At 71.4% G+C, this 22,576-nt stretch carries 21 protein-coding genes; 7 read left to right on the forward strand and 14 right to left on the reverse strand.

Annotated features, from left to right (window positions below):
- The first annotated feature begins 90 nt into the window (after positions 1 to 90).
- Positions 91 to 1,512: a S28 family serine protease gene (locus tag ACTMTF_RS28180; RefSeq protein ID WP_441113378.1), complete on the forward strand. Its 1,422-nt coding sequence runs from the start codon at positions 91 to 93 to the stop codon at positions 1,510 to 1,512.
- 13 nt (positions 1,513 to 1,525) lie between these two features.
- Here the strand turns inward: ACTMTF_RS28180 and acnA are convergent, their stop codons facing one another.
- From acnA to ACTMTF_RS28230, 10 genes are read right to left on the reverse strand one after another with little or no spacing between them, the layout of a single operon-like run.
- A complete protein-coding gene (gene acnA, locus ACTMTF_RS28185; RefSeq protein WP_441113379.1) occupies positions 1,526 to 4,117 on the reverse strand; it encodes an aconitate hydratase AcnA in 2,592 nt (863 codons plus the stop codon).
- 23 nt (positions 4,118 to 4,140) lie between these two features.
- Positions 4,141 to 4,503 (reverse strand): putative quinol monooxygenase, encoded by a 363-nt coding sequence (locus ACTMTF_RS28190; protein WP_441113380.1) that lies wholly within the window; start codon positions 4,501 to 4,503, stop codon positions 4,141 to 4,143.
- Positions 4,491 to 5,543 (reverse strand): Ldh family oxidoreductase, encoded by a 1,053-nt coding sequence (locus tag ACTMTF_RS28195; protein ID WP_441113381.1) that lies wholly within the window; start codon positions 5,541 to 5,543, stop codon positions 4,491 to 4,493. Before ACTMTF_RS28195 ends, ACTMTF_RS28190 begins: the two co-directional genes overlap by 13 nt.
- Positions 5,540 to 6,226 carry a 3-oxo-tetronate 4-phosphate decarboxylase gene (gene otnC / locus ACTMTF_RS28200; protein ID WP_441113382.1) on the reverse strand — a complete coding sequence of 229 codons (687 nt, stop codon included), beginning with the start codon at positions 6,224 to 6,226 and terminating at the stop codon, positions 5,540 to 5,542. The genes ACTMTF_RS28195 and otnC overlap by 4 nt, the downstream gene beginning before the upstream one ends.
- Positions 6,223 to 7,467: a 3-oxo-tetronate kinase gene (gene otnK, locus ACTMTF_RS28205; RefSeq protein ID WP_441113383.1), complete on the reverse strand. Its 1,245-nt coding sequence runs from the start codon at positions 7,465 to 7,467 to the stop codon at positions 6,223 to 6,225. Before otnK ends, otnC begins: the two co-directional genes overlap by 4 nt.
- A complete protein-coding gene (locus ACTMTF_RS28210) occupies positions 7,464 to 8,111 on the reverse strand; it encodes an aspartate/glutamate racemase family protein (protein ID WP_441113384.1) in 648 nt (215 codons plus the stop codon). The genes otnK and ACTMTF_RS28210 overlap by 4 nt, the downstream gene beginning before the upstream one ends.
- Positions 8,108 to 9,184 carry an isocitrate/isopropylmalate dehydrogenase family protein gene (locus ACTMTF_RS28215; RefSeq protein WP_441113385.1) on the reverse strand — a complete coding sequence of 359 codons (1,077 nt, stop codon included), beginning with the start codon at positions 9,182 to 9,184 and terminating at the stop codon, positions 8,108 to 8,110. The genes ACTMTF_RS28210 and ACTMTF_RS28215 overlap by 4 nt, the downstream gene beginning before the upstream one ends.
- 26 nt (positions 9,185 to 9,210) lie before the next feature.
- Positions 9,211 to 10,320, reverse strand: a complete 1,110-nt coding sequence (locus tag ACTMTF_RS28220; RefSeq protein ID WP_441113386.1) for an ABC transporter ATP-binding protein — start codon at positions 10,318 to 10,320, stop codon at positions 9,211 to 9,213.
- Positions 10,313 to 12,085 carry an ABC transporter permease gene (locus ACTMTF_RS28225; RefSeq protein WP_441113387.1) on the reverse strand — a complete coding sequence of 591 codons (1,773 nt, stop codon included), beginning with the start codon at positions 12,083 to 12,085 and terminating at the stop codon, positions 10,313 to 10,315. Before ACTMTF_RS28225 ends, ACTMTF_RS28220 begins: the two co-directional genes overlap by 8 nt.
- Positions 12,086 to 12,102: 17 nt before the next feature.
- The gene (locus ACTMTF_RS28230) at positions 12,103 to 13,245 is read right to left on the reverse strand and encodes an ABC transporter substrate-binding protein (RefSeq protein WP_441113388.1); all 1,143 of its coding nucleotides are present in this window, start codon (positions 13,243 to 13,245) and stop codon (positions 12,103 to 12,105) included.
- A gap of 235 nt (positions 13,246 to 13,480) precedes the next feature.
- Here ACTMTF_RS28230 and ACTMTF_RS28235 point away from each other — a divergent pair, with 235 nt between their 5' ends.
- Genes ACTMTF_RS28235 through rraA form a run of 3 tightly spaced genes read left to right on the forward strand, consistent with a single transcriptional unit; the run spans position 13,481 to position 15,829 of the window.
- On the forward strand, positions 13,481 to 14,194 hold the full coding sequence (locus tag ACTMTF_RS28235) for a GntR family transcriptional regulator (protein WP_441113389.1): 714 nt from the start codon (positions 13,481 to 13,483) through the stop codon (positions 14,192 to 14,194).
- Positions 14,187 to 15,362 (forward strand): MFS transporter, encoded by a 1,176-nt coding sequence (locus ACTMTF_RS28240; RefSeq protein WP_441113390.1) that lies wholly within the window; start codon positions 14,187 to 14,189, stop codon positions 15,360 to 15,362. Before ACTMTF_RS28235 ends, ACTMTF_RS28240 begins: the two co-directional genes overlap by 8 nt.
- Positions 15,359 to 15,829, forward strand: a complete 471-nt coding sequence (gene rraA, locus ACTMTF_RS28245) for a ribonuclease E activity regulator RraA (protein ID WP_441113391.1) — start codon at positions 15,359 to 15,361, stop codon at positions 15,827 to 15,829. Before ACTMTF_RS28240 ends, rraA begins: the two co-directional genes overlap by 4 nt.
- A gap of 91 nt (positions 15,830 to 15,920) precedes the next feature.
- On the opposite strand, the gene ACTMTF_RS28250 is transcribed toward rraA, so the two are convergent.
- From ACTMTF_RS28250 to ACTMTF_RS28265, 4 genes are all read right to left on the reverse strand, one after another.
- A complete protein-coding gene (locus tag ACTMTF_RS28250) occupies positions 15,921 to 16,964 on the reverse strand; it encodes a hypothetical protein (RefSeq protein WP_441113392.1) in 1,044 nt (347 codons plus the stop codon).
- Positions 16,961 to 17,956 (reverse strand): hypothetical protein, encoded by a 996-nt coding sequence (locus ACTMTF_RS28255; RefSeq protein WP_441113393.1) that lies wholly within the window; start codon positions 17,954 to 17,956, stop codon positions 16,961 to 16,963. Before ACTMTF_RS28255 ends, ACTMTF_RS28250 begins: the two co-directional genes overlap by 4 nt.
- Before the next feature lie 79 nt (positions 17,957 to 18,035).
- Positions 18,036 to 18,401, reverse strand: coding sequence for a DUF2203 domain-containing protein (locus ACTMTF_RS28260; RefSeq protein ID WP_441113394.1), 366 nt, complete (start codon positions 18,399 to 18,401; stop codon positions 18,036 to 18,038).
- 10 nt (positions 18,402 to 18,411) lie between these two features.
- Entirely contained in the window at positions 18,412 to 19,092 is a 681-nt protein-coding gene (locus ACTMTF_RS28265; RefSeq protein WP_397001864.1) for a GntR family transcriptional regulator, read from the reverse strand.
- Between the two features lie 88 nt (positions 19,093 to 19,180).
- On the opposite strand from ACTMTF_RS28265, the gene ACTMTF_RS28270 reads away from it, so the two are divergent.
- The 3 genes from ACTMTF_RS28270 to ACTMTF_RS28280 all read left to right on the forward strand — a co-directional run bounded on the left by ACTMTF_RS28270 (position 19,181) and on the right by ACTMTF_RS28280 (position 22,549).
- A complete protein-coding gene (locus ACTMTF_RS28270; RefSeq protein ID WP_441113395.1) occupies positions 19,181 to 20,476 on the forward strand; it encodes an MFS transporter in 1,296 nt (431 codons plus the stop codon).
- 75 nt (positions 20,477 to 20,551) lie between these two features.
- Positions 20,552 to 21,484, forward strand: a complete 933-nt coding sequence (locus ACTMTF_RS28275) for an SPFH domain-containing protein (RefSeq protein WP_397001868.1) — start codon at positions 20,552 to 20,554, stop codon at positions 21,482 to 21,484.
- Between the two features lie 297 nt (positions 21,485 to 21,781).
- Positions 21,782 to 22,549 (forward strand): sirohydrochlorin chelatase, encoded by a 768-nt coding sequence (locus ACTMTF_RS28280; RefSeq protein ID WP_441113396.1) that lies wholly within the window; start codon positions 21,782 to 21,784, stop codon positions 22,547 to 22,549.
- Positions 22,550 to 22,576 lie beyond the last annotated feature (27 nt).

Consider the following 22,576-nt stretch of genomic DNA (forward strand, 5'->3'; position numbering starts at 1 on the left):
GCGTCCCGGCGCGGAGGACGGGGCACTGTTCGGCGGCCCTTGATCGGTATACCGTCATGCGATACAGGTCCCCCCGAAGGAGACGCGATCGTGCGATCCCCGCGCCTGGCCGTGCTGGCGGCATCGATGGCCGTCGTGACGGCCCTCAGTCCGCACGCTCCGCCGGCCACCGCCGCAGCCCTCGCCACGTCGGTCGGCCCAGCGTCCGTGGCGGCGCAGGACGACCTGCTCGACAGGCTCACCGCCATCCCGGGGCTCACGGTGGTGTCGGAGTCGCAGCCGGCGGGTCACCGGTTCTTCGTCCTGACCTTCACCCAGCCGGTCGATCACCGGCGTCCGCGCGGGGCGACGTTCGAGCAGCGGCTCACCTTGCTGCACCGGTCGGCCGACGCCCCTGTCGTCCTCTACACCGGCGGCTACGGCCTGCCCGTCAACCCCACGGCCTCGCGTACGGAACCGACCCAGTTGCTGGACGGCAACCAGGTCTCCGTCGAGCACCGCTTCTTCCGCTCCTCGCGCCCGGCGCCGGCCGACTGGGACGACCTGACCATCTGGCAGGAGGCGACGGACGAGCACCGGATCGTTCAAGCGCTCAAGACCGTCTATTCGGGCAGATGGCTGCAGACGGGCGCGAGCAAGGGCGGCATGACGTCCATCTACCACCGGCGCTTCTACCCCGACGACGTGGACGGCGTGGTCGCCTACGTCGCGCCGAACGACCGGCTGAATCACCTGGATCACACCTACGACAGGTTCTTCGCCCAGGTCGGCTCCGAGTCCTGCCGGGCCGCGCTGGCCGGCGTGCAGCGGGAGGCGCTCAAGCGGCGGGACCGGATGGTGGCGCTGCTGGAGGCGGACGCCACGCGTAACGGCTACACCTTCACCAGGACACTCGGCAGCGTGGACCGGTCGTTCGAGATGACGATCCTCGACACGGTGTGGGCGTTCTGGCAGTACGCCGCCGAGGCGGACTGCGCGGCCGTACCGCCCGTGACCGCCACGGACGAGGAGCTCTACTCCTGGATCGACGGTGTCGCCTTCTTCGGCTTCTACACCGACCAGGGCTTGGACTACTACACGCCGTACTACTACCAGGCTGCCACCCAGCTCGGCTGGCCCGATCTGGAGTTCCGGCACCTGCGCGGGCTGGTGCGCCACCGCGGCCTCTACCAGCCCAACTCGGTGATCCCCGCCGAGCTGCGCTCCCGGCACGATCCGCAGCCGATGCTGGACGTGGACCGCTGGGTGCGCGCCCGGTCGGAGCGGATCCTGTTCATCTACGGCGAGAACGATCCGTGGAGCGCCGAGCGCTTCACGCCGAGCAGGCATGACTCCTACCTGTATGTCGCACCGGGCGCCAACCACGGCGCCAACATCTCCCGGCTGTCGGAGGCCGACCGGACGGCGGCGACGGACACCCTGCGGCGCTGGGCGGACGCGCAGCCGGCGCAGCGGAGCCGGGCGGAGGCCATCCCCGACGACGACATGCTCCCCGATCGCCGGACCCGCTGAGCACCACGACGCTTCACACCAGGAGACTCCGCAGGACGTAGGGCATGATGCCGCCGTGCCGGTAGTAGTCCGCTTCGCGGTCGGTGTCGAGCCGGAGGCCGGCCCGGAAGGTGAAGTCGCCGGCGGTGACGGTCAGCGTCCGCGGCCGGCGGCTCTCGTTGAGCGGTTCGAGGCCGGTGATCGTGATCTGCTCACGGCCGGTCAGGCCCAGCTCGTCGGCGCCTTGGCCGGGCAGGAACTGCAGCGGGAGGATGCCCATGCCGATCAGGTTGGAGCGGTGGATGCGCTCGAACGACTTGGCGATGACGGCTTTCACGCCGAGCAGCGCGGGGCCCTTGGCGGCCCAGTCGCGGGAGGAGCCGGCGCCGTAGCCCTCTCCGGCGAGCACCACGACGGGTGTCGCGGCTTCCTGGTAGGCGCGGGCCGCCTCGTACACGGTGGTGGTCGTGCCGCCGTCCAGGAAGTTCGGGGTGAGGCCGCCTTCTGTGCCGGGGAGCAGCTGGTTGCGCAGGCGGACGTTGGCGAACGTGCCGCGCATCATGACTTCGTGGTTGCCGCGCCGGGAGGCGTAGGTGTTGAGCTGGCGGCGGGGCACGCCGAGATCGGTGAGGTAGCGGCCGGCCGGGCCGGCCGGCGGGATGGCTCCGGGCGGTGAGATGTGGTCGGTGGTGATGAAGTCACCGAGCTTGAGCAGGACGCGGGCGTCGATGATGTCGCTGACGGGTGAGGGCTGCGCTGTCATGCCGTCCAAGTACGGGGCGCGGCGGACGTAGGTGGAGCCGGGGTCCCAGGGGTAGGTGGCCGAGCCGGGGACGTCCAGGCGCCGCCAGCGGTCGCCGCCGTCGAGGACGTCGGCGTAGGCGCGGGTGAACATGTCCGGCCGGATCACCTTGTCGATGACGTCGCGCACCTCGTCGGGGGTGGGCCAGAGGTCGCTCAGGTAGACGGGCTCACCGGTGGGGTCGGTGCCCAGGGGTTCGGTGGTGAGATCGAGGTCCATGGTGCCGGCGATGGCGTAGGCGACGACGAGCGGGGGTGAGGCCAGGTAGTTGGAGCGGACCTCAGGCTGGATACGGCCTTCGAAGTTACGGTTGCCGGACAGGACCGCGGCGACGTCGAGATCGTGCTCGGCCACGGCCCGCGACACCTCGTCGATGAGCGGGCCGGAGGCGCCGATGCAGGTCATGCAGCCGAACCCGGCCAGGGAGAAACCGAGCCGCTCCAGGTACGGGGTCAGGCCGGCCGCGCCGTAGTAGTCCATGACGACACGGGAGCCGGGCGACAGCGTGGTCTTCACCCACGGCTTGGTGCGCAGCCCGCGCTCGGCGGCCTTCTTGGCGAGCAGCCCGGCGGCGACCATGACCGAAGGGTTGGACGTGTTGGTGCAGGACGTGATCGCGGCGATGGCGACCGCGCCGTGCCCGATCTCCTGGCCGCTGTCCGCGAGCCGGGCCTGTACGAGCGGATGTGCCGGGGCGCGGAAGGCGGTCTTGGCGGCGTCGAGCCGGATGCGGTCCTGGGGTCGGCGCGGGCCCGCGATGGACGGCACGACGGTGGCCAGGTCGAGGTCGAGGTCGGCGGTGTACGAAGGCGGCGCCCCGGGGTCGTGCCACAGACCCTGCGCCTTGGCGTAGGACTCGACCAGGTCGGCGTGGTCGGCGGAGCGGCCGGTGAAGCGCAGGTAGCGGATGGTCTCGGCGTCGATGGGGAAGAGCGCGGCGGTGGAACCGAACTCCGGGCTCATGTTGGAGATCGTCGCCCGGTCGGTGACCGGCAGCGCGGTGACGCCGGGCCCGTGAAACTCGACGATCTTGCCGACCACGCCGTGGTGGCGCAGTCGTTCGGTGAGGGTCAGGACGAGGTCGGTGGCCGTGGCGGCGACCGGCAGCTCGCCGTGCAGGCGGACTCCCACCACGTCGGGTACGAGGATGGTCACGGGTTGGCCGAGCATGGCGGCCTCGGCCTCGATGCCGCCGATGCCCCAGCCGAGCGTGCCGAGCCCGTTGACCATGGTGGTGTGCGAGTCGGTGCCCAGACACAGGTCCGGGTACGCCGTACCGTCGTGGCACATGACAACGCGGGCGAGGTACTCGAGGTTGATCTGGTGCATGATGCCCTTGCCCGGCGGCACCACGGCGAATCCGCGCAGCGACGCCTGACCCCAGCGCAGGAAGCGGTAGCGTTCGGCGTTGCGCTCGTACTCCAGGTCGGCGTTGCGGGCCAGGGCGTCGGGGCGGCCGAAGACGTCGGCGATGATGGAGTGGTCGACGACCAGCTCGGCGGGGATGGCCGGGTTGACGCGGCCGGGGTCGCCGCGGAGCGCGACCATCGCGTCGCGCATGGCGGCCAGGTCGGCGAGCGCGGGCACGCCGTTGGTGTCGTGCAGGAACACCCGGGCGGGGTGCAGGTCCACGGCCGCGGTGCGCTCGGCGCGCGGCTGCCAGCCGGTCAGCGCCCGCACCTGTCCGGCGGGCGCCCGGTGGCGCAGCAGGTTCTCCAGCATGATGCGCAGGCTGTACGGCAAGTGGGCCGGGGCGAGGCCGGAGACGCGGTGGATGCGCACCTCGCGGGATCCCACGCGCAGGGTTTCGGGACTGCCGGACATGGCCGCTCCTGTCGTCGACATGGTCATGAGCCCAGGTGCTCGGGGGGCGTCGGCCGGGCCGCCGCGGCGAGGGCGGCTTCGGGCAGGTCCTCGGGGAAGGCGGGCAGCCAGAAGGTGTTCACGTGCCCGCCCGCCTCGACGCATTCGGCGGCCGCCGCTCTCCACGAGGGATAGTGCGGGGCGGACCGGTGCTCCTGGTGGAAGGCGGCCTCGTCCCGGTAGATCTTGTACAGCAGGAACCGGTGCGGGTCGTCGGCGCTGCGTTGGACGTCGAAGCGCAGGCAGCCAGGCTCGTCGCGGGTGGCGCGCGCGTTGGCGGCGATGCCGTCGAGGAAGTCCTGCAGTTTGCCGGGCCGGATCTGCAGGGTGACGATCACGACGAGCACGCGGCCACCTCGGCGGGGACCTCGATGCCGTGCTCGGCCGCCAACCTGCCCAGGTCCCGCAGTGTCTTGGCCGCGAGCGTCACCCCGGTCCTCCGGGCGGCCTCGGCGTTGCGGTCCTCGATCTCGCCCGGATAGAAGATCTCCGCGACGCCCGGTGCGCGTGGCACCGCCTTGGTGCGGTCGATCAGGTCGTCGAGCCGCCGGCCGAATTCCTCGGGGTCGGCCAGCGCGTCCACGCGAAGCGCGAACACGAGGTGGCCGCAGCCACTGCGCCGGTCGGGCACGTACGGGCCGGCGACGTCGGTGGCGTAGGAGCTGCCGGTCAGCACGCCGGACAGCACGTCCATCATGAAGGAGATGCCGTAGCCCTTGTGGCCTGCCATGGGCAGGAGGAGCCCCTCGATGGCCGTGCGCGGGTCGGTGGTGGGCGTTCCGTCGGCGTCCATGGCCCACTCCCGCGGGATGGGTTCGCCGTGTTCCAGGGCGGCGTAGATCTTGCCGCGGGCGACCGTGGTGTTGGCGATGTCGAGAACGACCGGGCCGCGTCGGCCGGGGACCGCGATGGACCAGGGATTGGCGCCCACGCTCTTCTCCTTGCCGCCCCAGGGCGCCATGGCGGGGCTGCCGTTGGTGGTGAGGATCGCGACGCAGCCCTCGGCGGCGATCATGCGGGTGAAGTAGGCGGCGGTGCCGAAGTGGTTGCTGTTGCGCACCGCCACCACACCGACGCCGTGGCCGGTGGCCCGGCGTACGGCCTCGCCGCAGGCGCGCGCGGTCACGACCTGCCCGACGCCGTCCTGGCCGTCCAGCACTGCGACGGCGCCCGCGTCGACCAGGGTGGCCACCTCGGTGACGGTCCGCATGGCGGTTGACCGGATGCGGTCGACGTACCAGCTGAGGCGGAGCAGCCCGTGCGAGGGGTGTCCCCACAGGTCGGCCGTCACCAGGCTGTCGGCCACCAGCGCGGCGTCCTCGCCGGGGACTCCTGTCGCGACGAGGATGCGGGCGGCCAGGCCGGCCAGATCAGCGGCTGGGATCACGAGGTGCTCCTTCGTACGTCGTAGCGGGCGTTCAGGTCCGCGGCCTGCGCGGGAGTCAGCGGCCGGGTGGGCCGCTCGCGCAGCAGCAGCCACAGCCGTGCCGTCTCCTCGAGCTCCTCGACGATGTCGGCGGCCGCGGCGAGGTCCGGGCCCGCGACGATGGGACCGTGGTTGGCCAGCAGCAGGGCGTGCGCTGTCCGGGCGGCCCGTTCGGCGATCGGTCCCAGCGCCGGGTCGCCCGGCGCGTGGTAGGGCAGCAGCGGCAGCCGCCCGACGCGCATCACGTAGTAGGCGGTCAGGGGCGGCAGCACGTCGTCCGGGTCCAGGCCGTCGTGGCAGGAGACGGCGACGGAGTGGGTGCTGTGCAGGTGGACCACCGCGCCCGCGTCGGGGCGGGCGCGGTAGAAGGCGGCGTGCAGGAACGCCTCCTTCGAGGGGCGCGGCCCGTCCAGGTGGTCCTCGGTGAGGCTGACGAGCGACAGGCCGGCGGGCGACAGGTCGCCGAGGGATTCCCCGGTCGGCGTGATCAGGAAGCCGTCGTCCGTGCGGACGCTGATGTTGCCGGTCCGGCCGTGGGTGAGCCGCCTGCCGAACAGGGAGGAGCCCAGGTCGACGACCTGGCGTGCCCGGCCGGCCGCGTCCGTCGTACCGATCTTGCCGGTGGTGTCGGTGGTGTCGGTCATCTCGCCTCCATGGCGTGGACCAGGAGGTCAGGGCGGCCGAAGTTGCCGGACTTCAGGAGCAGTGCCAGGTGCGGGCGGCCGGTGGTGAACAGCCACGGCACGCCCCGATCCACCTCGGCGCCCACGATCACCCCCGTCACCCCGAGCGCGTTGACCACGGCACCGGAGGTCTCGCCGCCGGCGACGACGATGCGCCGGGCGCCGAGCCCGGCGGCGCGCGACGCGACGGCGGCCAGCGTCCGCTCCAGCAGGCCGGCGGAGCCGGGCGAACGCTCCTCGGGTGAGGCCGAGGAGTAGACCATGACGCCCCCCTCCTCGCCGAAGTGGGCCTCCAGCCACTGAAGGGCATCCTCGACCAGGTCGTCCTTGTCAGCACGCAGTCGGTAGGACGGCATGCGCCCGCGTGCCAGCGCCACCTGCTCCAGGGTGGCCGCCGAGCAGCTGCCCGCCAGCACCACCCCCGGCCCCGCAGCGAGCGGAGGTGCGCCCGCCTCGTCGCCGTCCGCCGTGTCCCGTGTCCTGGCACCCCGCGTCACCTCCCACGCGCCTGCCGCGCGGGCCAGCCCCGCCGCGCCCGTGATCACGGGCAGGTGCGCGGTGGCGCGGGCGATGACGTCGAGGTCTCGGTCGCCGATGGCGTCGGTGACCGCGTAACGGACGCCTTGTGCCTCCAGCTCGTCCAGCGCCGCCCGTACGGTGTCCGCGCCGCGCTCGATCGTCCGATGTGAGACCAGTGCGACGCGGTGCGGCGTCTGCCGTCCGAGCACGCGGATCAGGTCCGGGTCGGTCATCGGGGTGAGCGGGTGATGGCGCATCGGCGAGTCCGACAGCAGCCGGTCGCCGACGAACAGGTGCCCCTGGTAGACCGTGCGGCCGTGCTCCGGCGCCGCCGGGCACACGACGGTCAGCCGGGCCCCGGCCGCCTGCGTCAACGCGTCGGCGACCGGGCCGATGTTGCCCTCGTCGGTGGAGTCGAAGGTGGAGCAGTACTTGACGTAGACGCGCCGCACCCCCTCCCCCGCGAGCCAGCTCCGCGCGGCCAGCGACACGGCCACGGCCTCCTTCGCGGGAAGGGAGCGGGTCTTCAGCGCGACGACCACGGCGTCGCAGTCCGGGACGGTGGTCCCGGAGCCTGGGATGCCGAACAGCAGGACCGTGCGCAGACCTGACCGGCGCAAGGCCGCGGCCACGTCGGTGCCGCCGGTGTAGTCGTCCGCGACGCAACCGAGTACGGCGCTCATGTCAGTGCCTCGCGCAGCGCCCGCGCCGCCATCAGCGGAGGGCTGAGGACCTCGACTCCCAGCCGCCGGGCGAGCTCGGCATGCACCGGGCTGATCGAGTACTGGCCGAGCAGGACCAGGTCGACCTGGCCGAGGCGGGGTTCGGCGGCTCGCGCCAGCGCGTCGGTCAGGCCGGGCCAGTCGCGGGCTGCGGCCGCCGCGGCGGCTCCCGGCGCCGCGACCGCGTGCGCCTCGACGCCGTACGCCGCGTTCTCGAGCCGTCTCGCCGAGTCGGCCGCCGCCGAGCTCAGTGAGCCGAGCACCAGCACCCTGCCGGGGCGGTGCCGGGCGACGTGGGCGAACATCGCCTCGTCCGAGCCGGTGACCGGCACGTCGTGGAGCCGTCGGGCCAGCTCGGCGGCCGGGCCGTACATCGAGCAGGACAGCAGCACCGCACCCGCGCCGCCGCGTACCGCGTGATCGATCAGGGCGAGCATGCGGCGCGTCAGCGGGGGCGTCAGGCCGCCGGCCGCGTCAGCCTCCGTCACGAGCCGGTCATCCAGCAGATGCCAGGCGGTGGCCTCCGGGAAGCCCTCGTCGAGCCCGTCGGTGGCGGGCTGGATGGAGGCGGGCGTGGCGTTGACGATCGCGACCGTCAGGCTCATCGTGCCCTCTTGACGCCGGCCGCGACGGCCTCGGCGAACGCGCGGGTGCCCGCCGTGCCGCCCATGTCCCTGGTACGGGTGCCGGAGCGGACGGTTTCTGCGACCGTCTCCTCGATCAGCGTGGCGGCCCTGGCCAGGCCGGGCTCCTGGTGGCGGGCACCGAGCCAGTCGAGCAGCATGGCGCTGGAGAGGATCATCGCGATGGGGTTGGCCAGGTCCCGTCCGGCGATGTCGGGGGCGGAGCCGTGGGCGGCCTGGGCCATGGCGCGCTCGTGGGAGGAGTTGATGGACGGGGCGATGCCGAGGGATCCGGCGATCTCGCCGGTCAGGTCGGACAGGATGTCGCCGAACATGTTCTCGGTGACGATGACGTCGAAGTCGTCGGCCCGTCGCACGAGATGGACGGTCATCGCGTCGATGTGGAAGTCGTCCACGCTCACGCCGGGGTAGCGGGCGGCGACCTCGCGGCAGACGTCGAGGAACAGGCCGGTGGTCAACTTGAGCACGTTGGCCTTGTGGACGATGGTGACCTTGCCGCGTCTGCGGGTGGCCAGCTCGAACGCCTCGACGGCGATGCGTTCGACCGCGGGCCGGGTGATGATGCCCATGGCGATGGCCACGTCGGGAGTGGGCATGAACTCGCCGGTGCCTTTGTAGGTGCTGCGGTCGGCGTAGAAGCCCTGGGTGTTCTCGCGGACGATGACCAGGTCGGTGCCGGGGACGACGGCGTCGGCGCCGTCGAAGGACTTGGCCGGGCGGATGTTGGCGAACAGGTCGAAGTGCTTGCGGATGGTGCCGCTGGGGTTGAGCTTGGAGCGGTGCGGCTCGGGGTAGGCGACGCTGTCGTGCGGGCCGAGCAGCCAGGCGTCCAGCTCGGCGAGCGCGGTCAGCGTCGATTCCGGTACCGCGTCGCCGTGCGTGCCGATGGCGGAGGCGCCGAGCGGCAGCTCCACCCACTCCACGGGCGGGGCGCCGGCGGCGGCGAGCGCGGCGTCCAGGACCAGAACGGAGGCCGGGACGATCTCGGGGCCGATGCCGTCGCCCTCCAGTACACCAAGACGGTAGGAAGTCACGAGATCTCGATTCTGTGTGAGTGGCTTCACCGGGTGACGGTGATGAGCGCTTCGACGTCCTCGGGCAAGGCGTCGGTGGTCGGGTAGAGCAGGCAGGCCGCGGGCTCGGCCAGGAGCGTGACGTCGCCGCTCAGGCCTGCGCGGCTGCTTTCGGCCTGGATGACGTGGTCGCCCAGGCGCAGGTGGTAGTCGTGGCGGGAGCCGGCGTAGGAGCTGGTGAGCACCTGGGCCGTGAGCACGTTCACGCCGTCGGGGGCGGTGCGGCCGGCCGGGAGGATCTCCAGCCGTTCGGGGCGGATCGCCACGCTGACCCGCCTGCCGCCGCCGGCCGTTCCGGCGGGGACGGCGATGGTCTGGCCGGTACAGTCCAGCCGCACCTCCGCCGGGCCGGTCATGGTGCCCGTGAGGAAGTTGCAGCGGCCGACGAAGGCCGCCACCTCGGCGGTCGCGGGCGTCTCGTAGATGTCTTCCGGGGTGCCGACCTGCAGCATGTCGCCCCTGGACATCACCGCGATCCGGTCGCTCAGGGCCAGGGCCTCTTCCTGGTCGTGGGTGACGTACACGGTGGTGATGCCGAGCTCTTCCTGCAGGCGCTTGAGCCAGGCTCGGGCCTGCTCACGCAGCTGCGCGTCCAGGTTGGACAGCGGCTCGTCCAGCAGCAGCACGCCAGGTGAGTAGACGAGGGCGCGGGCGAGCGCGACGCGCTGCTGCTGGCCGCCGGACAGCTGGTGCGGGTAGCGGTCCTTCAGCTCGGCCAGGCCGACCTTGGCCAGCGCCCCGGCGATGAGCGTGCCCTGCTCGCGCCGCTCCACCTTGCGAATCTTGAGGGGCATGGCGAGGTTCTGGGCGACGGTCATGTGCGGCCACAGCGCGTACGACTGGAACACCATCCCGAGGTTGCGCCCCTCGGGCGGCACGAATGTGCCGGAGTCGACGAAGGTGGCGTTCCCGACCGTGATGCTGCCGCTCGTCGGCTGCTCCAGGCCGGCGATGCACGCCAGCGTGGTGGACTTGCCGCAGCCGCTGGGGCCGAGCAGGGTGAAGAACTCGCCGTCGGCGATGGTGAACGAGATGTCGCGCAGGACGGCGTTGTCCCCGAACTCCTTGGACAGGTGGGCGACCTTGACCTCAGGCATTGTCGTCTGCTTTCTGGGGGCGTCCCTTGAGAAGTAGTCCGGCGAGCCCGACGAAGGTCGCCGTGATGGCGATCTGCAGGCTGGCCAGCGCGGCCACCGAGCCGGTGTTGCCCTGCACCCACAGTTCGAGCATGGTCGTGCCGATGATGTTGGTGTCGGCCGAGGCCAGGAACACCGCGGGCGAGTACTCCTTGAGCAGCGTCACGAAGGTCAGGATCAGCGCCCCGGCGAAGGCCGGTCGCAGCAGCGCCGCCAGGATGCGGGTGAACATGCGCACCCAGTCGGCGCCTGACACCCGGGCGGCGTGGTCGAGCTCCCGGCCGATCTGCATGATCGACGGCGCGATGGACCCGAACCCGCTCGGCAGCGCGCGCAGCCCGAAGCCGATGATCAGCGCCCACAGGGTGCCCTGGATCAGCGTCCCCAGCCCGAAGGGGGCGAAGGCGAGCGCCCAGAACAGGCCGATGCCGACGATGATGCCGGGCATCGCCTGCGGCGCGAGCGCCAGATACTCCACCGCGCGGCCGAAGCGGAAGCTCGACCTCCTGGCCACCATCACCGCCGCCAGCGACAGCGCGCTCACCAGCACGGCGCCGATCGCGGCCACCAGCAGGCTGTTGACGATCGACTGCACGTACACCGGATAGGTGAAGATCCGCTCGTAGTTGTCGCCGGTGAGGGTCTTGAACGGGGACTGCAGCGGTGTGAACACCTGGGTGAAGGAGCGCAGGACGAGCCCGCCGATGGGGATCAGGGCGCCCATGACGACGTAGAAGGCGATGGCGGCCACGCTGATCCACTTGAGCCACCCGAGGTCCAGGCGGCGCGGGCGGGTGGCCTTGCCACGTACCGAGACGAACCGCTGAGCGTCCTTCAGCAGCTTGGCCTGCAGCGCGACCAGGCTGATGGTGACGAGCAGGATGAGGGCCGACGCCGCGCCGAGCACCCCGTAGTCAGGGTTGATCGACTGCAGGCCGTTGCGGTAGAGGAACGTGGAGAAGACGTCGATGCCGACCGGCTGGCCGAACAGCAGCGGCACGCTGAGCGTCTCGACCGACATGCTGATCACCAGGATCGAGCTGTAGACGATGGGCGGGCGCAGCAACGGCAGGATCACCGAGCGCAGGATGCGCAGCGGGCGCGCCCCGCACACCTGCGCGGCGGCCTCCAGCGAGGCGTCGCTCTGCCGCAGCGCGTTGGCGCAGAAGGTGTAGACGATGGGCGCCAGCGCCACCGCCTCCGTCATGGCCATGCCGGGGATGGAGTACAGATTCCACGGCAGGAAGCCGAGAATCTGGCGCACCTCGACGCTGACGAACCCGGCCGGCCCGTACATGGTGATCCAGCCGAAGCCGAGAATGAGCGAGGAGATGAAGAACGGCCACTGCATGGCGGCGGCGAAGACCCGGCCGCCGGGCAGCTTGGTACGCACCACGACCACCGCCATCGGCACCGCGATGGCCAGGCTCAGCACAGTGGTGAGCCCGGCGAACAGCGCCGTGTTGAGCACGACCCGGCCGAATCCCGCCTCGGTGAACAGCCGCACGTAGTTGCCGGCGCCGAGGACGCCGCCGGCCTCGTACAGCGGGCGGTCGAGGAAGGACTGGTAGAGCGTCGGGACGACCGGAGCCAGCACCAGGACGGCCAGGAGGAGGAGCACGGCGTACTGCAGCCAGCTCTCCCGGGTCAGTCCCAGCGGCCTGCGATATCGCGGCGGCGGATGGACCGCCGGACGCGGCGGTGACGGCGGGGACAGGGTGGTCATCGCGATCCTTTCGAAGGTCAGCGACCGAGCAGGCCGTTCCACTTGTCGGTGAAGGACTTGACCTCGTCGTCAGGGACCTTCGCGTACTTGGCGAGGATGACGTTGTCCTCGCCCACGGACGTGACCAGTTCCTGGTAGGTGTGCAGCCCGTCGCCGACGGCGATGCCGTCGCGGTAGGAGGTGAGCCCGCCCTCGGCCACCGCCCGTTGCCCCTCCTGAGACAGCAGGAAGTCCACGAACAGCTTCGACGTGGCCGGGTGCGGCGCCTTGGCGGCGATGCCGATGCCGCGCGGCAGGGCGACGGTGCCGTCGTCGAGGAAGGAGATCTCCAGCAGCCCGCCGCTCTTGGCCACGACGGGGTACGCGGGAGCGGCGCTGACGAAGAACCCGGCCACGTACTCGCCGGCCATGATCTTCTCCAGCTGCGTGCCGGACGAGGTCTCCGGCCTGGCCAGGGGCAACACCGAGGCCAGCGACGTCCAGGACTCCGGCCGCGCTGCGGCGAAGGCGTGCGAGACGGTGAAGCCGAACGCCCCGCCCACGTCCCGGGTGGTCACCTTGTTCTGGTAGTCGGCGGGCTTCTTCGCCAGAATCGCCGCCAGGCTCTTCAAGCCCGTCGGCTTCTCCGGCAGCAGCGCGGTGTTGTACGCGATTGACAGCGGATCGACCGACATCGCGTACACGTTGGGCAGCAACTCGGCGAAGTCCGGCAGCTTGCCCTTCTCCGGCGAGGCGTACTCCAGCAGCGTGCCCGAGCGGGCGGCGAAGTCGGCCCACGCCTGGGCGGCGTTCGACACGACCAGGTCGGCCGGCGAGTCGCCGGTGGCCTGTTCGCTGAGCACCCGCTGAAACACCTCGTCGCTGTCGAGGTTGTTGGCCGCGATCTCCGTCACCCAGGCGTACTTCTTCCGGAAGTCGCGGAAGATCGGCGCCCAATTCTCCTGATCGGTGTTGGAGTAGATGGTGAGGGTGCCGCCCTCCTTCTTGGAGGCCTCGATCACCTGCGTGTAGTCGCCCGGGTAGTACGACGGGACCTGTCCCGTGGCGATCGGGTTCGGCGGCGGTTGCTTCGCCGCCTCGCCACCTCCGCCGCAGGCCGTCACGACGCCGAGCGCGAGCACGGCGGCGATGGAGCGGAGAGTGGGATGGAAGGTGGTCATGTGCTTCCTCCTAGACCAGGCGAGGGCTGGCCGCCGCCTGCAATGGCGCACACTCTGCTTCGTTATAACCTATGACGTCAACCCCCTGTTTCCGGAACGTAACGCGATGAGCCCTTGGAGCGCCTTATAGCGTCCACCTCCAGTACACGGTGGTTGCGGCCATCCATGAGGGCTCTTGCTGGCAAGTCGGGACGGCGGTGTAGGTTATAACTGCCACCGACGAGACAGGACAGCGATGAGCGAATCAGCGGCCGAGCTCTACACCACCAAGGCGGACTACGCCTACCTACGCGTCAAGGAGCTGATCCTGTCCGGGACGCTGCTCCCCGGCTCCGTCATCGCGCAGGCGCAGCTCGCCCGCGACATCGGCATCAGCACCACGCCCCTGCGCGAAGCCCTGCGCCGGCTCAAGAGCGAAGGGCTGGTCGAACTCGACGCCCACCGCGACGCCCGCGTCGCTCCCCTGGCCGCCGAGGAGGCCCGCGACCTGCTGGAGCTGCGCCGCTCCCTCGATCCCCTAGCCGTCGCGCTGGCCGCCGAACGCCGCACCAAGGCCGACATCGCCGCCATGCGCGCCGCCGCGGACGGCCTCAAGCCCTTGCCCGGCAACCCCGACTACGAGCAGCTCGTCGCCCACCGCAAGTTCCACACCGCCCTGTACACCGCCTCGCACAACGACCTGCTCATCCAGACCCTCAACAGCCTGTGGGACAAAGCCGACCGCTACCGCCGCCTCGCCCTGGAGGTCGAACGCGGCCAGGCCGCCCGCGACCGCAAGGCCGCCGAGCACGACGCCCTGCTGGAGTACGTGATCGCGGGCGACGCCGAGTCGGCCGCCGCCGTCATGCGCGAGCACATCGACACGAGCCTCGGCGCCCAGGCTGCCTGGCGGCTGCGCAAGCACCACACCGAGCCGCGCCCCCTGGGCCAGGACGAGGTTGATGCCTGAGCCCTGGCATCGGCACGCCGTCCTGCTGGCGCACGCCGCCGGCACCCAGATGATCACCTTCGTGCTGCGCCCCACCATGTCCTATCGGGCGATCGAACTCGACGTGCCCACGGCCTGGCTGGGGCTGCTCGGCGCCAGTTTCGCCCTCGCGCCGCTGCTGCTCGCCCTGCCCGCCGGGCACGCCGCCGACCGCTACGGCGAGCGCCGGATGGCCGTGGCCGGCGCACTCCTGCTCGCCGCTTCCGCCGCCGCCTTCATCACGCTCGGCCACACCGTCGCCGGCCTCGTCGCGGCCGGTCTCCTGCTCGGCACCGGCCACCTGGGCAGCGTCATCGCCCAGCAGGCGCTCGTCGCCAACACCACCGAGCAAGGCCGCCACGACACCGCCTTCGGCCACTACACCTTCGCCGCGTCCCTCGGCCAGGCGGTGGGCCCGTCGCTCATCACGGCGTTCGGCGGCGGGCGCGCCATCCCCGACACCGGCCGCATCTTCGCCGCCTCGTGCGGGCTGGCCGTTCTTCTTCTCCTGCTCTCCGTCCTGCTGCCGCCGAGCCGTCCCGCCACCACGGCCCGTGCCGTAGGCGGCGATCTCCGCTCGCTGCTGCGCCTGCCCGGCCTCGCGCACGCCCTGCTCACCAGCTGCGTGGTGCTCGCCGCGGTCGACATCACCCTGGCCTACCTGCCCGCGCTCGGCACCGAGCACGGCCTGACCGCCGGCACCGTGGGCCTCCTGCTGACCATCCGCGGCGCGGCCTCCATGGTCTCGCGCCTGTTCCTCGGCCGGCTCGCCCGTGCACTCGGCCGGCGCAGACTGCTGGTCAGCAGCACCGTCGCCGCGGCCGTCGCCATGCTGCTCACCCCGCTGCCCATGTCGCTGTGGCTGCTGTCCGCCCTGCTCGTGGTCATCGGCCTCGGGCTCGGCGTGGGGCAGCCGCTGACCATGTCCTGGCTGGCCGAGTCCGCACCGCCGGGCATGCGCGGCCGGGCCATGTCCCTGCGCCTGGCCGGCAACCGCACCGGCCAGTTGCTCATCCCCGGCGCGGCGGGCCTCGCCGCCGCCGGGCTCGGCGCCGGCGGCGTCCTGTTCATCACCGCGCTCAGCCTCGGCTGGGCCGCCCTGGCCGCCCGGCGGCTTCCCGTCGACCCCTGGAGAGGTTCCCCACCATGACCATCGCCACCGCGGACCTGTACGACGAGCACGGCGACCGGCTCGACTCCTGCGACCTGCAACTGCTCCAGTACGGTGGCCGCCGCGCCTTCGCCGGCACGATCGTCACCGTCCGCTGCCACGAGGACAACGCCCTCCTCAGGTCCGTCCTGCGCGAGCCCGGCGACGGCCGCGTCCTGGTGGTCGACGGTGGCGGCTCGTTGCACACCGCCCTCATGGGCGATGTCATCGCCGGCACGGCCGCTGCCAACGGCTGGGCCGGCATCGTCATCAACGGCGCGGTGCGCGACGTCACCGCCCTGCGTGAACTCGGCCTCGGCATCAAAGCCCGCGGCTCCAACCCCCGCAAAAGCGGCAAGCAGGGCACCGGCGAGCGTGACGTCCCCGTCACCTTCGGCGGCGTCACCTTCCACCCGGGCGCCGAGCTGTTCAGCGACGACGACGGCATCCTCGTGACCCGCGCCTGAGTGCGATCGTCATCGTGGGTCGCCGGCCTCGTGTCGCAGGTCAACGCGAAAACGTCCACCACACGCCCCCGGCCGCCTCTGGACGGGAGGCTCAGCCGCCGCAGGAGGCGAAGACGAAGGTGTCCTTCAGGAGCGTGTAGCGGTCCCTGATGGTGACCGCGCCGGTCTCCGTGTCCATCTGCGCGATCGTCATCCTGGTCTCCTTGCCCACCGGTCGTTCCAGGTGCACGGTCACCTGCCGGTCGCCGGTCCAGTCGATCATGCGGACCTGACCGGCCGGCAGCTTGACCCGCTGCCGCTTGAGCAGCTGGTCCGTCTGCGCGTCGTACAGCGCGAGCCGCGACTTGCCGGCGACCCAGACGGCGATGGTGCGGCCGTCGCCGGACAGGGCCGGCGGGGCGTTGACGGCGATGACCTGTGGCGGCGTGACGCGGTTGAGCCGCTCACCGGTGTCGGCGTTGACGGCCAGGTCGGTGACGCCCTCCTCGCCGTTCAGGACCGTGAGCAGCTCCCCGCCGTCGCCGCTGAACCCGGCCAGATGGTGCGGCCCCGCGATGCCGCCCAGCCGGGCGCCGCTGCCGGTGTCGTAGACGCGGGTGCCGTAGGCGTCGTCGCCGATGCTGACGGCGAGCCTGGCCCCGTCTCCGGACAGCTGCAGCCGGATCACCTCCTGGTCCCTGCGCGGCAGCGCGCCGGCGGGCAGCAGTGTGACCCCGCCGTCCAGGGTGCGTACGGCGAGACGTCCGGCGCGGGTGATGTAGGCGACCTTCTGGCCGTCGCCGCTGACGGAGATCGGGGCGGCGGGGTAGACGGCGGACTTGCCGTTCGCGCGCCGGGCCACGACCTGGGCGTCACGCAGGACGCGCTGCTCGCCGCTGTGCAGGACCAGACGCCAATGACCGCAGGGGACCTCGCCGCCCCCCTTGAGCTTGCAGCCCTTGACGGAGGCGTACCGGATGCTCTCGTGGTGCGGCGCCGCCCAGGCGCCGGCCATCCCACTGGCCGGCGCGGTGGCCGTCCCAGTGGCCGGCGCGGTGGCGGATGCAGTGGTGGACGCAGTGGTGGACGCAGTGGCCGGCGCGGTCGTCGGCGCCGCGAGCAGCGCGGCGGCCAGCAGGGCGATCCTGATTCTCATGCCGTCTCTCCCGCCGCGTAGAAGGCGTGCCTGGACTTGCCGATCGTGTACGTGTCCCGCTGCTTGAGCGCGCCCGTCCCGGGATCAGCGGTGAGCACCCGTACCACCGCTGCGGAACCTTCGCCGTCCGTCGTCACCAGCGCGGTCAGCTTGCCGTCCGCCGTCCAGTGGGCGGAGTACGGCGTCCTGGCCGGGTCCAGCGCCAGGTCCACGCCCTTGGAGAGCTCCCCGGTCTGCAGGTCGTAGAGGCGCAGCCGGGGCCGCTTCTTCTTCTCGGCGTCCCCCCAGATGAACGCCGCGACCGTCCTGCCGTCGGCGGCCAGCGTCGTGGTGGCGGCGCCGGCCACGACCTGAGGCGGCGTGCGTCTGGTCGAGGTGCCGTCGAGCCGGTGCGCGACCAGGGCGGTGGTGTTGTCGCCGGCGGTGCGCTGGGCCAGCACCTCGTCGCCGTCGGCGCTGAAGCCGAGTGGCAGGTCGAGGCCGGGGAGTTCGGTGGTCCTGCCGGTCGCGACCGTGAAGACCCTGGTCGGCACCCGCCCGCTCTCGTCCCCGTGGTCGACCAGCACCCGGTCCCCATCGGGTGACAGCTGCGCGGTGATCGACCCGGTGCCCTTGGGCGCGAGCGAGCGGGGCAGCTCGGTGGCGGGACCGCCGGCGACCCGGCGGACGATCAGGCGGTGATCCGATGCCCGCTCGTAGAGCATCGTCCGGCCGTCGCCGCTGACGGCGAAGACGCCGGTGTCGGTGGTGCGCCTGCCCCGGGCGTCCACCTTGGTCGCGGCGGCGTCGGGGACGGTGATCGTCCGGCCGTTCCGCAGGATGAGCCGCCAGTGACCGCACGGGCCGGAGCCGTGGCCGCTGGAGCAGGACTTGATCCAGGCGGCTCGTGCGACGGACGGACCGGTCTGGGCGTGTGCGGAGGGTGGCGTGGCCGCCACCCCGCCGAGGACCGCGGACGCCAGGAGGGCGGCGGTCGCAGGGGTGAGCCTCATGGGTGATCCTTTCGCTCACCCGGTTAGAGTCGCCGTCTCACAGGCCGGTTGGTCACAGGTCGGCCACACTTGGGCGAGGTCAGGACGGCAGTGGGCGGCGGCCGGGAAAGCCCAGCTCGCTGCGGTGATACCAGCCGAGCTCCGGCTCCGGCTCGATCCAGCACAGGCGTACGGACACACCCTCGAGCATCGAGGGGAAGTCCAGCAGCAAGGGCGCGACGCCCTTGACCTCCACGCCCTGCTCGCTCCAGCCGCTCACGATCTCCTGGATGCGGGCTTCGGCGGCCTTGAGCTCGGGCAGCCCGCCCAGCCGGGAGCCGCCGGGGGTGCCACGGTCGAAGGCGATCTCGGCGAGGTCGGCGCGCGCGGCGATGAGCTCGCGGGCCTCCTCGATGATCGACGGCATCAGTGCGCGGGCCTCGGCGAGGGTGAAGAGCCTGTCCATCTCGGGAACGTTAGCGGTTCGGCTCGTAGGCGTGGAGGAGAAGCTGCTCGGCGTGGTCGAGATAGGCGTCCAGGGCGGCGACGGCCCGGCCGGGCTCGCCGGCCTCGATCAGCCCCAGCAGCTCGCGGTTGAGCGCCACGAACGGCTCGTGGAAGGCCCGCGGATCCTCCATGACGTGGAAGACGAGCCGGAGCTCGGCCAGGAGCTGCCGCATCGCCTCGTTGAGCCGCGGGCTGTCGTTGAGCGTCACCAGGGCCTGGTGGAAGCGGATGTTGGCGGTGCCGACGGCCTGCCAGTCGTCATCCCGGGCGGCCCCCTCGGCGTCGGCGACCGCCTCTCTGATCACCTGCAGCACCTGCTCGGTCGGCTTGCGGCGCACGGCCATGCCCTCGATCACCCGGCGCACCTGATAGAGGTCGGCGACGTCCTCGGCGGACAGGACCCGCACGAACACGCCCCTGTTGAGCCGGTGGTCGAGCAGCCGCTCGTGACTGAGGAGCCGGAAGGCCTCGCGCAGCGTGTTGCGCGAGACGCCGAGCGCCTCGCAGATCGACTCCTCCGACAGGCGCTGGCCGGGCTTGAACAGGCCTTCGATGATGCGGTCACGCAGGATGTCCGCCACGCGCTCGGCCGTGCTGCTACGTCCAAGACGTGAGCGGTCCTGCGCGAGGTCGGCGGCGGCGTTCTTCACAGGATCAGGAAATCATTGAACAAACCCCTTGTCGAATTGTTCAACGATTTTTATGGTGTAACCAATCCCCCCACGTAAGGAGCGAGGGATGGCAAGCTCCACCACACAGACCCGGCGGGTGATCCTCGCGAGTCTGATCGGCACGTCGCTCGAGTGGTATGACTTCTTCCTCTACACCACGGCGGCGACGCTGGTCTTCGGCAAGTTGTTCTTCCCCACCTTCGACCCGCTCAACGCGACCCTGCTGGCGCTGACGACCAACGCGGTGGCGTTCGTGGCCCGGCCGCTCGGCGGCATCATCTTCGGCCACTTCGGCGACCGTAACGGCCGTAAGACCGTGCTGGTCGTGACCTTGCTGCTGATGGGCGTCTCGACCTTCCTCATCGGGGTGCTGCCCGGCTACGACAGCGTGGGCGTGCTCGCGCCGATCATGCTGGCCGTCCTCCGGTTCGCGCAGGGCCTCGGGCTCGGCGGCGAATGGGGCGGAGCGGTCATCATGTCGCTGGAGCACGGCGATCCGCGCCGCCGCGGTTTCAACGCGAGCTGGCCGCAGGTGGGCGTGCCCGCCGGTTACGTGCTGGCGACCGCGCTGCTCACGATCCTGTCGGCCACGCTGTCCGACGCGGCGTTCCTGTCGTGGGGCTGGCGGGTGCCGTTCCTGCTGTCCGGCGTGCTCGTCTTCGTCGGTCTCTGGGTGCGGCTGCGGATCACCGAGTCGCCGCTGTTCGCGCAGGTCGAGCAGAAGGGCGCCAAGGCCAGGATGCCGCTGGTCGAGGTGCTGCGCACGCACCCGCGGGCGCTGTTGTCGGCGTTCACCGCGCGCATCGGCGTGGACGTGGCCTTCTACACCTTCACCGCCTACATCCTGGTCTACCTGACCGGCCCGCTGGGCCTCGATCGCGACCTCGGGCTGAACGCGGTGCTGATCGCCTCGGCGCTGCAGCTGGCGCTGATCCCGCTGTTCGGCTCGCTGTCCGACCGCTTCGGCAGGCGGCGGGTCTACCTGGCGGGCGTCATCGGGGCCGCGGTCTGGGTGTTCGCGTTCTTCCCGCTGCTGGAGACCAGATCCTTCCCGCTGATCGTGCTCGCGACCGCCGTGGCGCTGCTCTGCCACGCCGCGATGTACGGCCCGCAGGCGGCCTTCATCGCCGAGCTGTTCAGCACCCGGCTGCGCTACAGCGGGGCCTCGATGGGCTATCAGGTGGCCGGGATCGTGGGCGGCGGGCTCGCGCCGATCATCGCGATCAAACTGTTCGACTCCTTCGGCACCACCATCGCGGTGTCCGTCTACGTGGTGGCCGCGCTGGCCATCACCGCCGTGGGCCTGGCCATCGCGCCGGAGACCCGCGACGTCGACCTCGCCGGTGTGCCGCAGCGCGCCTGAGGTCGTCCCTGTCGATAGTTCGCCGCGAAAGCCGCGGGCGGCGGCTGCCACCGCCGCCCGCGTGGGAGGACGACGTTGAGAACAGCCCTGGCCATCATCGCCGCCATCATCGCGCTCCCCTTCCTCGTCGGGGGCATCGGCGGCCTGGAGAGCACCGACGCCGGCGTCGTCACCGTCGTCCGCGACGGCGGCCCGCTCGACGACAACCAGATCCGCCAGGTGATCGATCCGGGCTCCGGCCTGACCTGGGCCGGCCTGTGGTCGTCCAGCCACACCTATCCGGCGCAGCAGCGGTTCTACACGATCACCGCCGACGCCAAGCGTGCCACCACACTCGGCGTGGACGTGGTGACGGTGCCCAGCAGCGACGGCGTGAACCTGGGCATCGAAGGCACCCTCTACTTCACCCTCAACCTGGACCACGAGACGCTGAAGACGTTCGACGACAAGTACGGCACCCGTACCTTCCGCAGTCAGGACGACCGGTCCCTGTACGCGTGGGACGGCGACGAGGGCTGGTCCGCGTTCTTCGGCCAGGCGGTCCGGCCCGTGATCGACAACGCGCTGCGCGCCCAGATCGGCGCCATGCGCTGCGCCGAGCTCGTCCCGTCGTGCGCGCTGCTGGAGAGCTCCTCGCTCAAGCCCCAGGACAGCAACACCAACATCTCCACGGTGCAGAACGCCGTCAACGCCTCGCTCGCCCGCGACCTGCCGCAGACGCTGGGCGGCGACTTCCTGACCGGTCTGCGGTTCACCCTGGTCAAGGTCACGCTGCCCGGGGACGTGCAGAAGGCGGTCGACCGCTCGCTGGCCGCCAACGCCGCCGTCTCGGAGTCCCAGGCCAGGGTGGCGCAGGCCAGGGCGGAGGCGGACGCGAACCAGGCCAGGCAGGACGGTTACGACAAGTGCCCGGCCTGCGCGGAGATCGACAAGCTCAAGGCGCTGCCGCAGGGGATCACCGTCTACGCCCCCGGCAACCCGCAGTCGGTGGTCGTACCCACCCGCTGACCTCCCGTGGCGGGGGCGCCCGCCGTCCGGCCGGGGCCTGGCCGGACGGCGGGCTCGTCCCCTCAGGTTGACGCTGAGCTCGCGGACCTAGAACGGCTTCATTCCCCCTCCGGGGGACGAAGTGGACTGTCGCTCTAGAACGCGTCTCTAGTTACTGCTGCGTCTGCCGTTTTATCCCCATAAGTCAACGTTTCTGGGTGTTGCGACGTGATCTCAGTCACTTTTACCGCCCGTTGTAACGGAATCGCGGCCGATTTCTGGAACGTCGCACCCCCTTTGCGCATAAACTGCGCGCCTGTGAGCCTCCCTGTACGCGAACGTTCCCCCCGGCCGGGGGGCGGCCGCCACCGCCGTCCCGTCCCCACGTCCCTGCCACCGGACGCGCCCGTTCTCGTGCTAGCGGCGCCTGGCAGCGCGTCGGGCGTGGCCGCCGAGATCGCCGCCGTCGTGCGCACGGACAACCCCCAGATCGAGGTACGACTCGTCGTCGTCGACTCGCTGGCCGAATCGCTGCCGGCCGACCGTCAGGCCGTCGTGGTGCCCCTGGTCACCTGGGACGACCCGGTGGTCCTGGCGGAGATCAACAAGGCCGTCGCCGCGAGCGGATCCGGTGCGACGGTGACCGAGGCCCTCGGCCCGCACCCGCTGCTGGCCGAGGCGCTGCACATCAGGCTCGCCGAGCGCGGCCTGGCCAGGGCAGATCGCGTCCGCCTGCTGAACGTCTCCAGCCCCGTCGACGGCGTCATCCTCGGCACGGTCGGCGGCGAGCGGGCCGTGCACGCCGTCCAGCCCACCGCGGTGCTGCTGGCCTCCCGGCTCACCCTGCCCGTGGTCGCCGCCTCGCTCGACAGCGAGCCCGGCGTCCCCCTGGCGGCCCAGCGGCTGCGCGCGGCGGGCGCCGAGCGACTGGCCATCGCCCCCTGCCTGATCGGCCACGAGGCGCCTGCTGACGTCGTGGAGAAGGCCGCCGCCCAGTCCGGCGCCGGGCACGCCGAGCCGCTCGGCGCGCACAGCGCCATCGCCGAACTTGTCGCGCGAGCTTACGGGAGTCAACTCGCTACTTGACAAGACTTGTAAAGATCGGTGATCTCG

This window comes from Nonomuraea sp. ZG12 (assembly GCF_052068115.1).
GTDB lineage: Bacteria > Actinomycetota > Actinomycetes > Streptosporangiales > Streptosporangiaceae > Nonomuraea.

What these genes read in the sequence shown, in the direction of transcription:
- otnK (WP_441113383.1), bottom strand. Translation starts at nt 7,467, where the DNA reads ATGAGCGCCGTACTCGGTTGCGTCGCGGACGACTACACCGGCGGCACC.
- rraA (WP_441113391.1), top strand. Translation starts at nt 15,359, where the DNA reads ATGACCATCGCCACCGCGGACCTGTACGACGAGCACGGCGACCGGCTC.
- ACTMTF_RS28250 (WP_441113392.1), bottom strand. Translation starts at nt 16,964, where the DNA reads ATGAGAATCAGGATCGCCCTGCTGGCCGCCGCGCTGCTCGCGGCGCCG.
- ACTMTF_RS28270 (WP_441113395.1), top strand. Translation starts at nt 19,181, where the DNA reads ATGGCAAGCTCCACCACACAGACCCGGCGGGTGATCCTCGCGAGTCTG.
- ACTMTF_RS28235 (WP_441113389.1), top strand. Translation starts at nt 13,481, where the DNA reads ATGAGCGAATCAGCGGCCGAGCTCTACACCACCAAGGCGGACTACGCC.
- ACTMTF_RS28260 (WP_441113394.1), bottom strand. Translation starts at nt 18,401, where the DNA reads ATGGACAGGCTCTTCACCCTCGCCGAGGCCCGCGCACTGATGCCGTCG.
- ACTMTF_RS28240 (WP_441113390.1), top strand. Translation starts at nt 14,187, where the DNA reads ATGCCTGAGCCCTGGCATCGGCACGCCGTCCTGCTGGCGCACGCCGCC.
- ACTMTF_RS28225 (WP_441113387.1), bottom strand. Translation starts at nt 12,085, where the DNA reads ATGACCACCCTGTCCCCGCCGTCACCGCCGCGTCCGGCGGTCCATCCG.
- otnC (WP_441113382.1), bottom strand. Translation starts at nt 6,226, where the DNA reads ATGACCGACACCACCGACACCACCGGCAAGATCGGTACGACGGACGCG.
- ACTMTF_RS28210 (WP_441113384.1), bottom strand. Translation starts at nt 8,111, where the DNA reads ATGAGCCTGACGGTCGCGATCGTCAACGCCACGCCCGCCTCCATCCAG.
- ACTMTF_RS28220 (WP_441113386.1), bottom strand. Translation starts at nt 10,320, where the DNA reads ATGCCTGAGGTCAAGGTCGCCCACCTGTCCAAGGAGTTCGGGGACAAC.
- acnA (WP_441113379.1), bottom strand. Translation starts at nt 4,117, where the DNA reads ATGTCCGGCAGTCCCGAAACCCTGCGCGTGGGATCCCGCGAGGTGCGC.
- ACTMTF_RS28230 (WP_441113388.1), bottom strand. Translation starts at nt 13,245, where the DNA reads ATGACCACCTTCCATCCCACTCTCCGCTCCATCGCCGCCGTGCTCGCG.
- ACTMTF_RS28255 (WP_441113393.1), bottom strand. Translation starts at nt 17,956, where the DNA reads ATGAGGCTCACCCCTGCGACCGCCGCCCTCCTGGCGTCCGCGGTCCTC.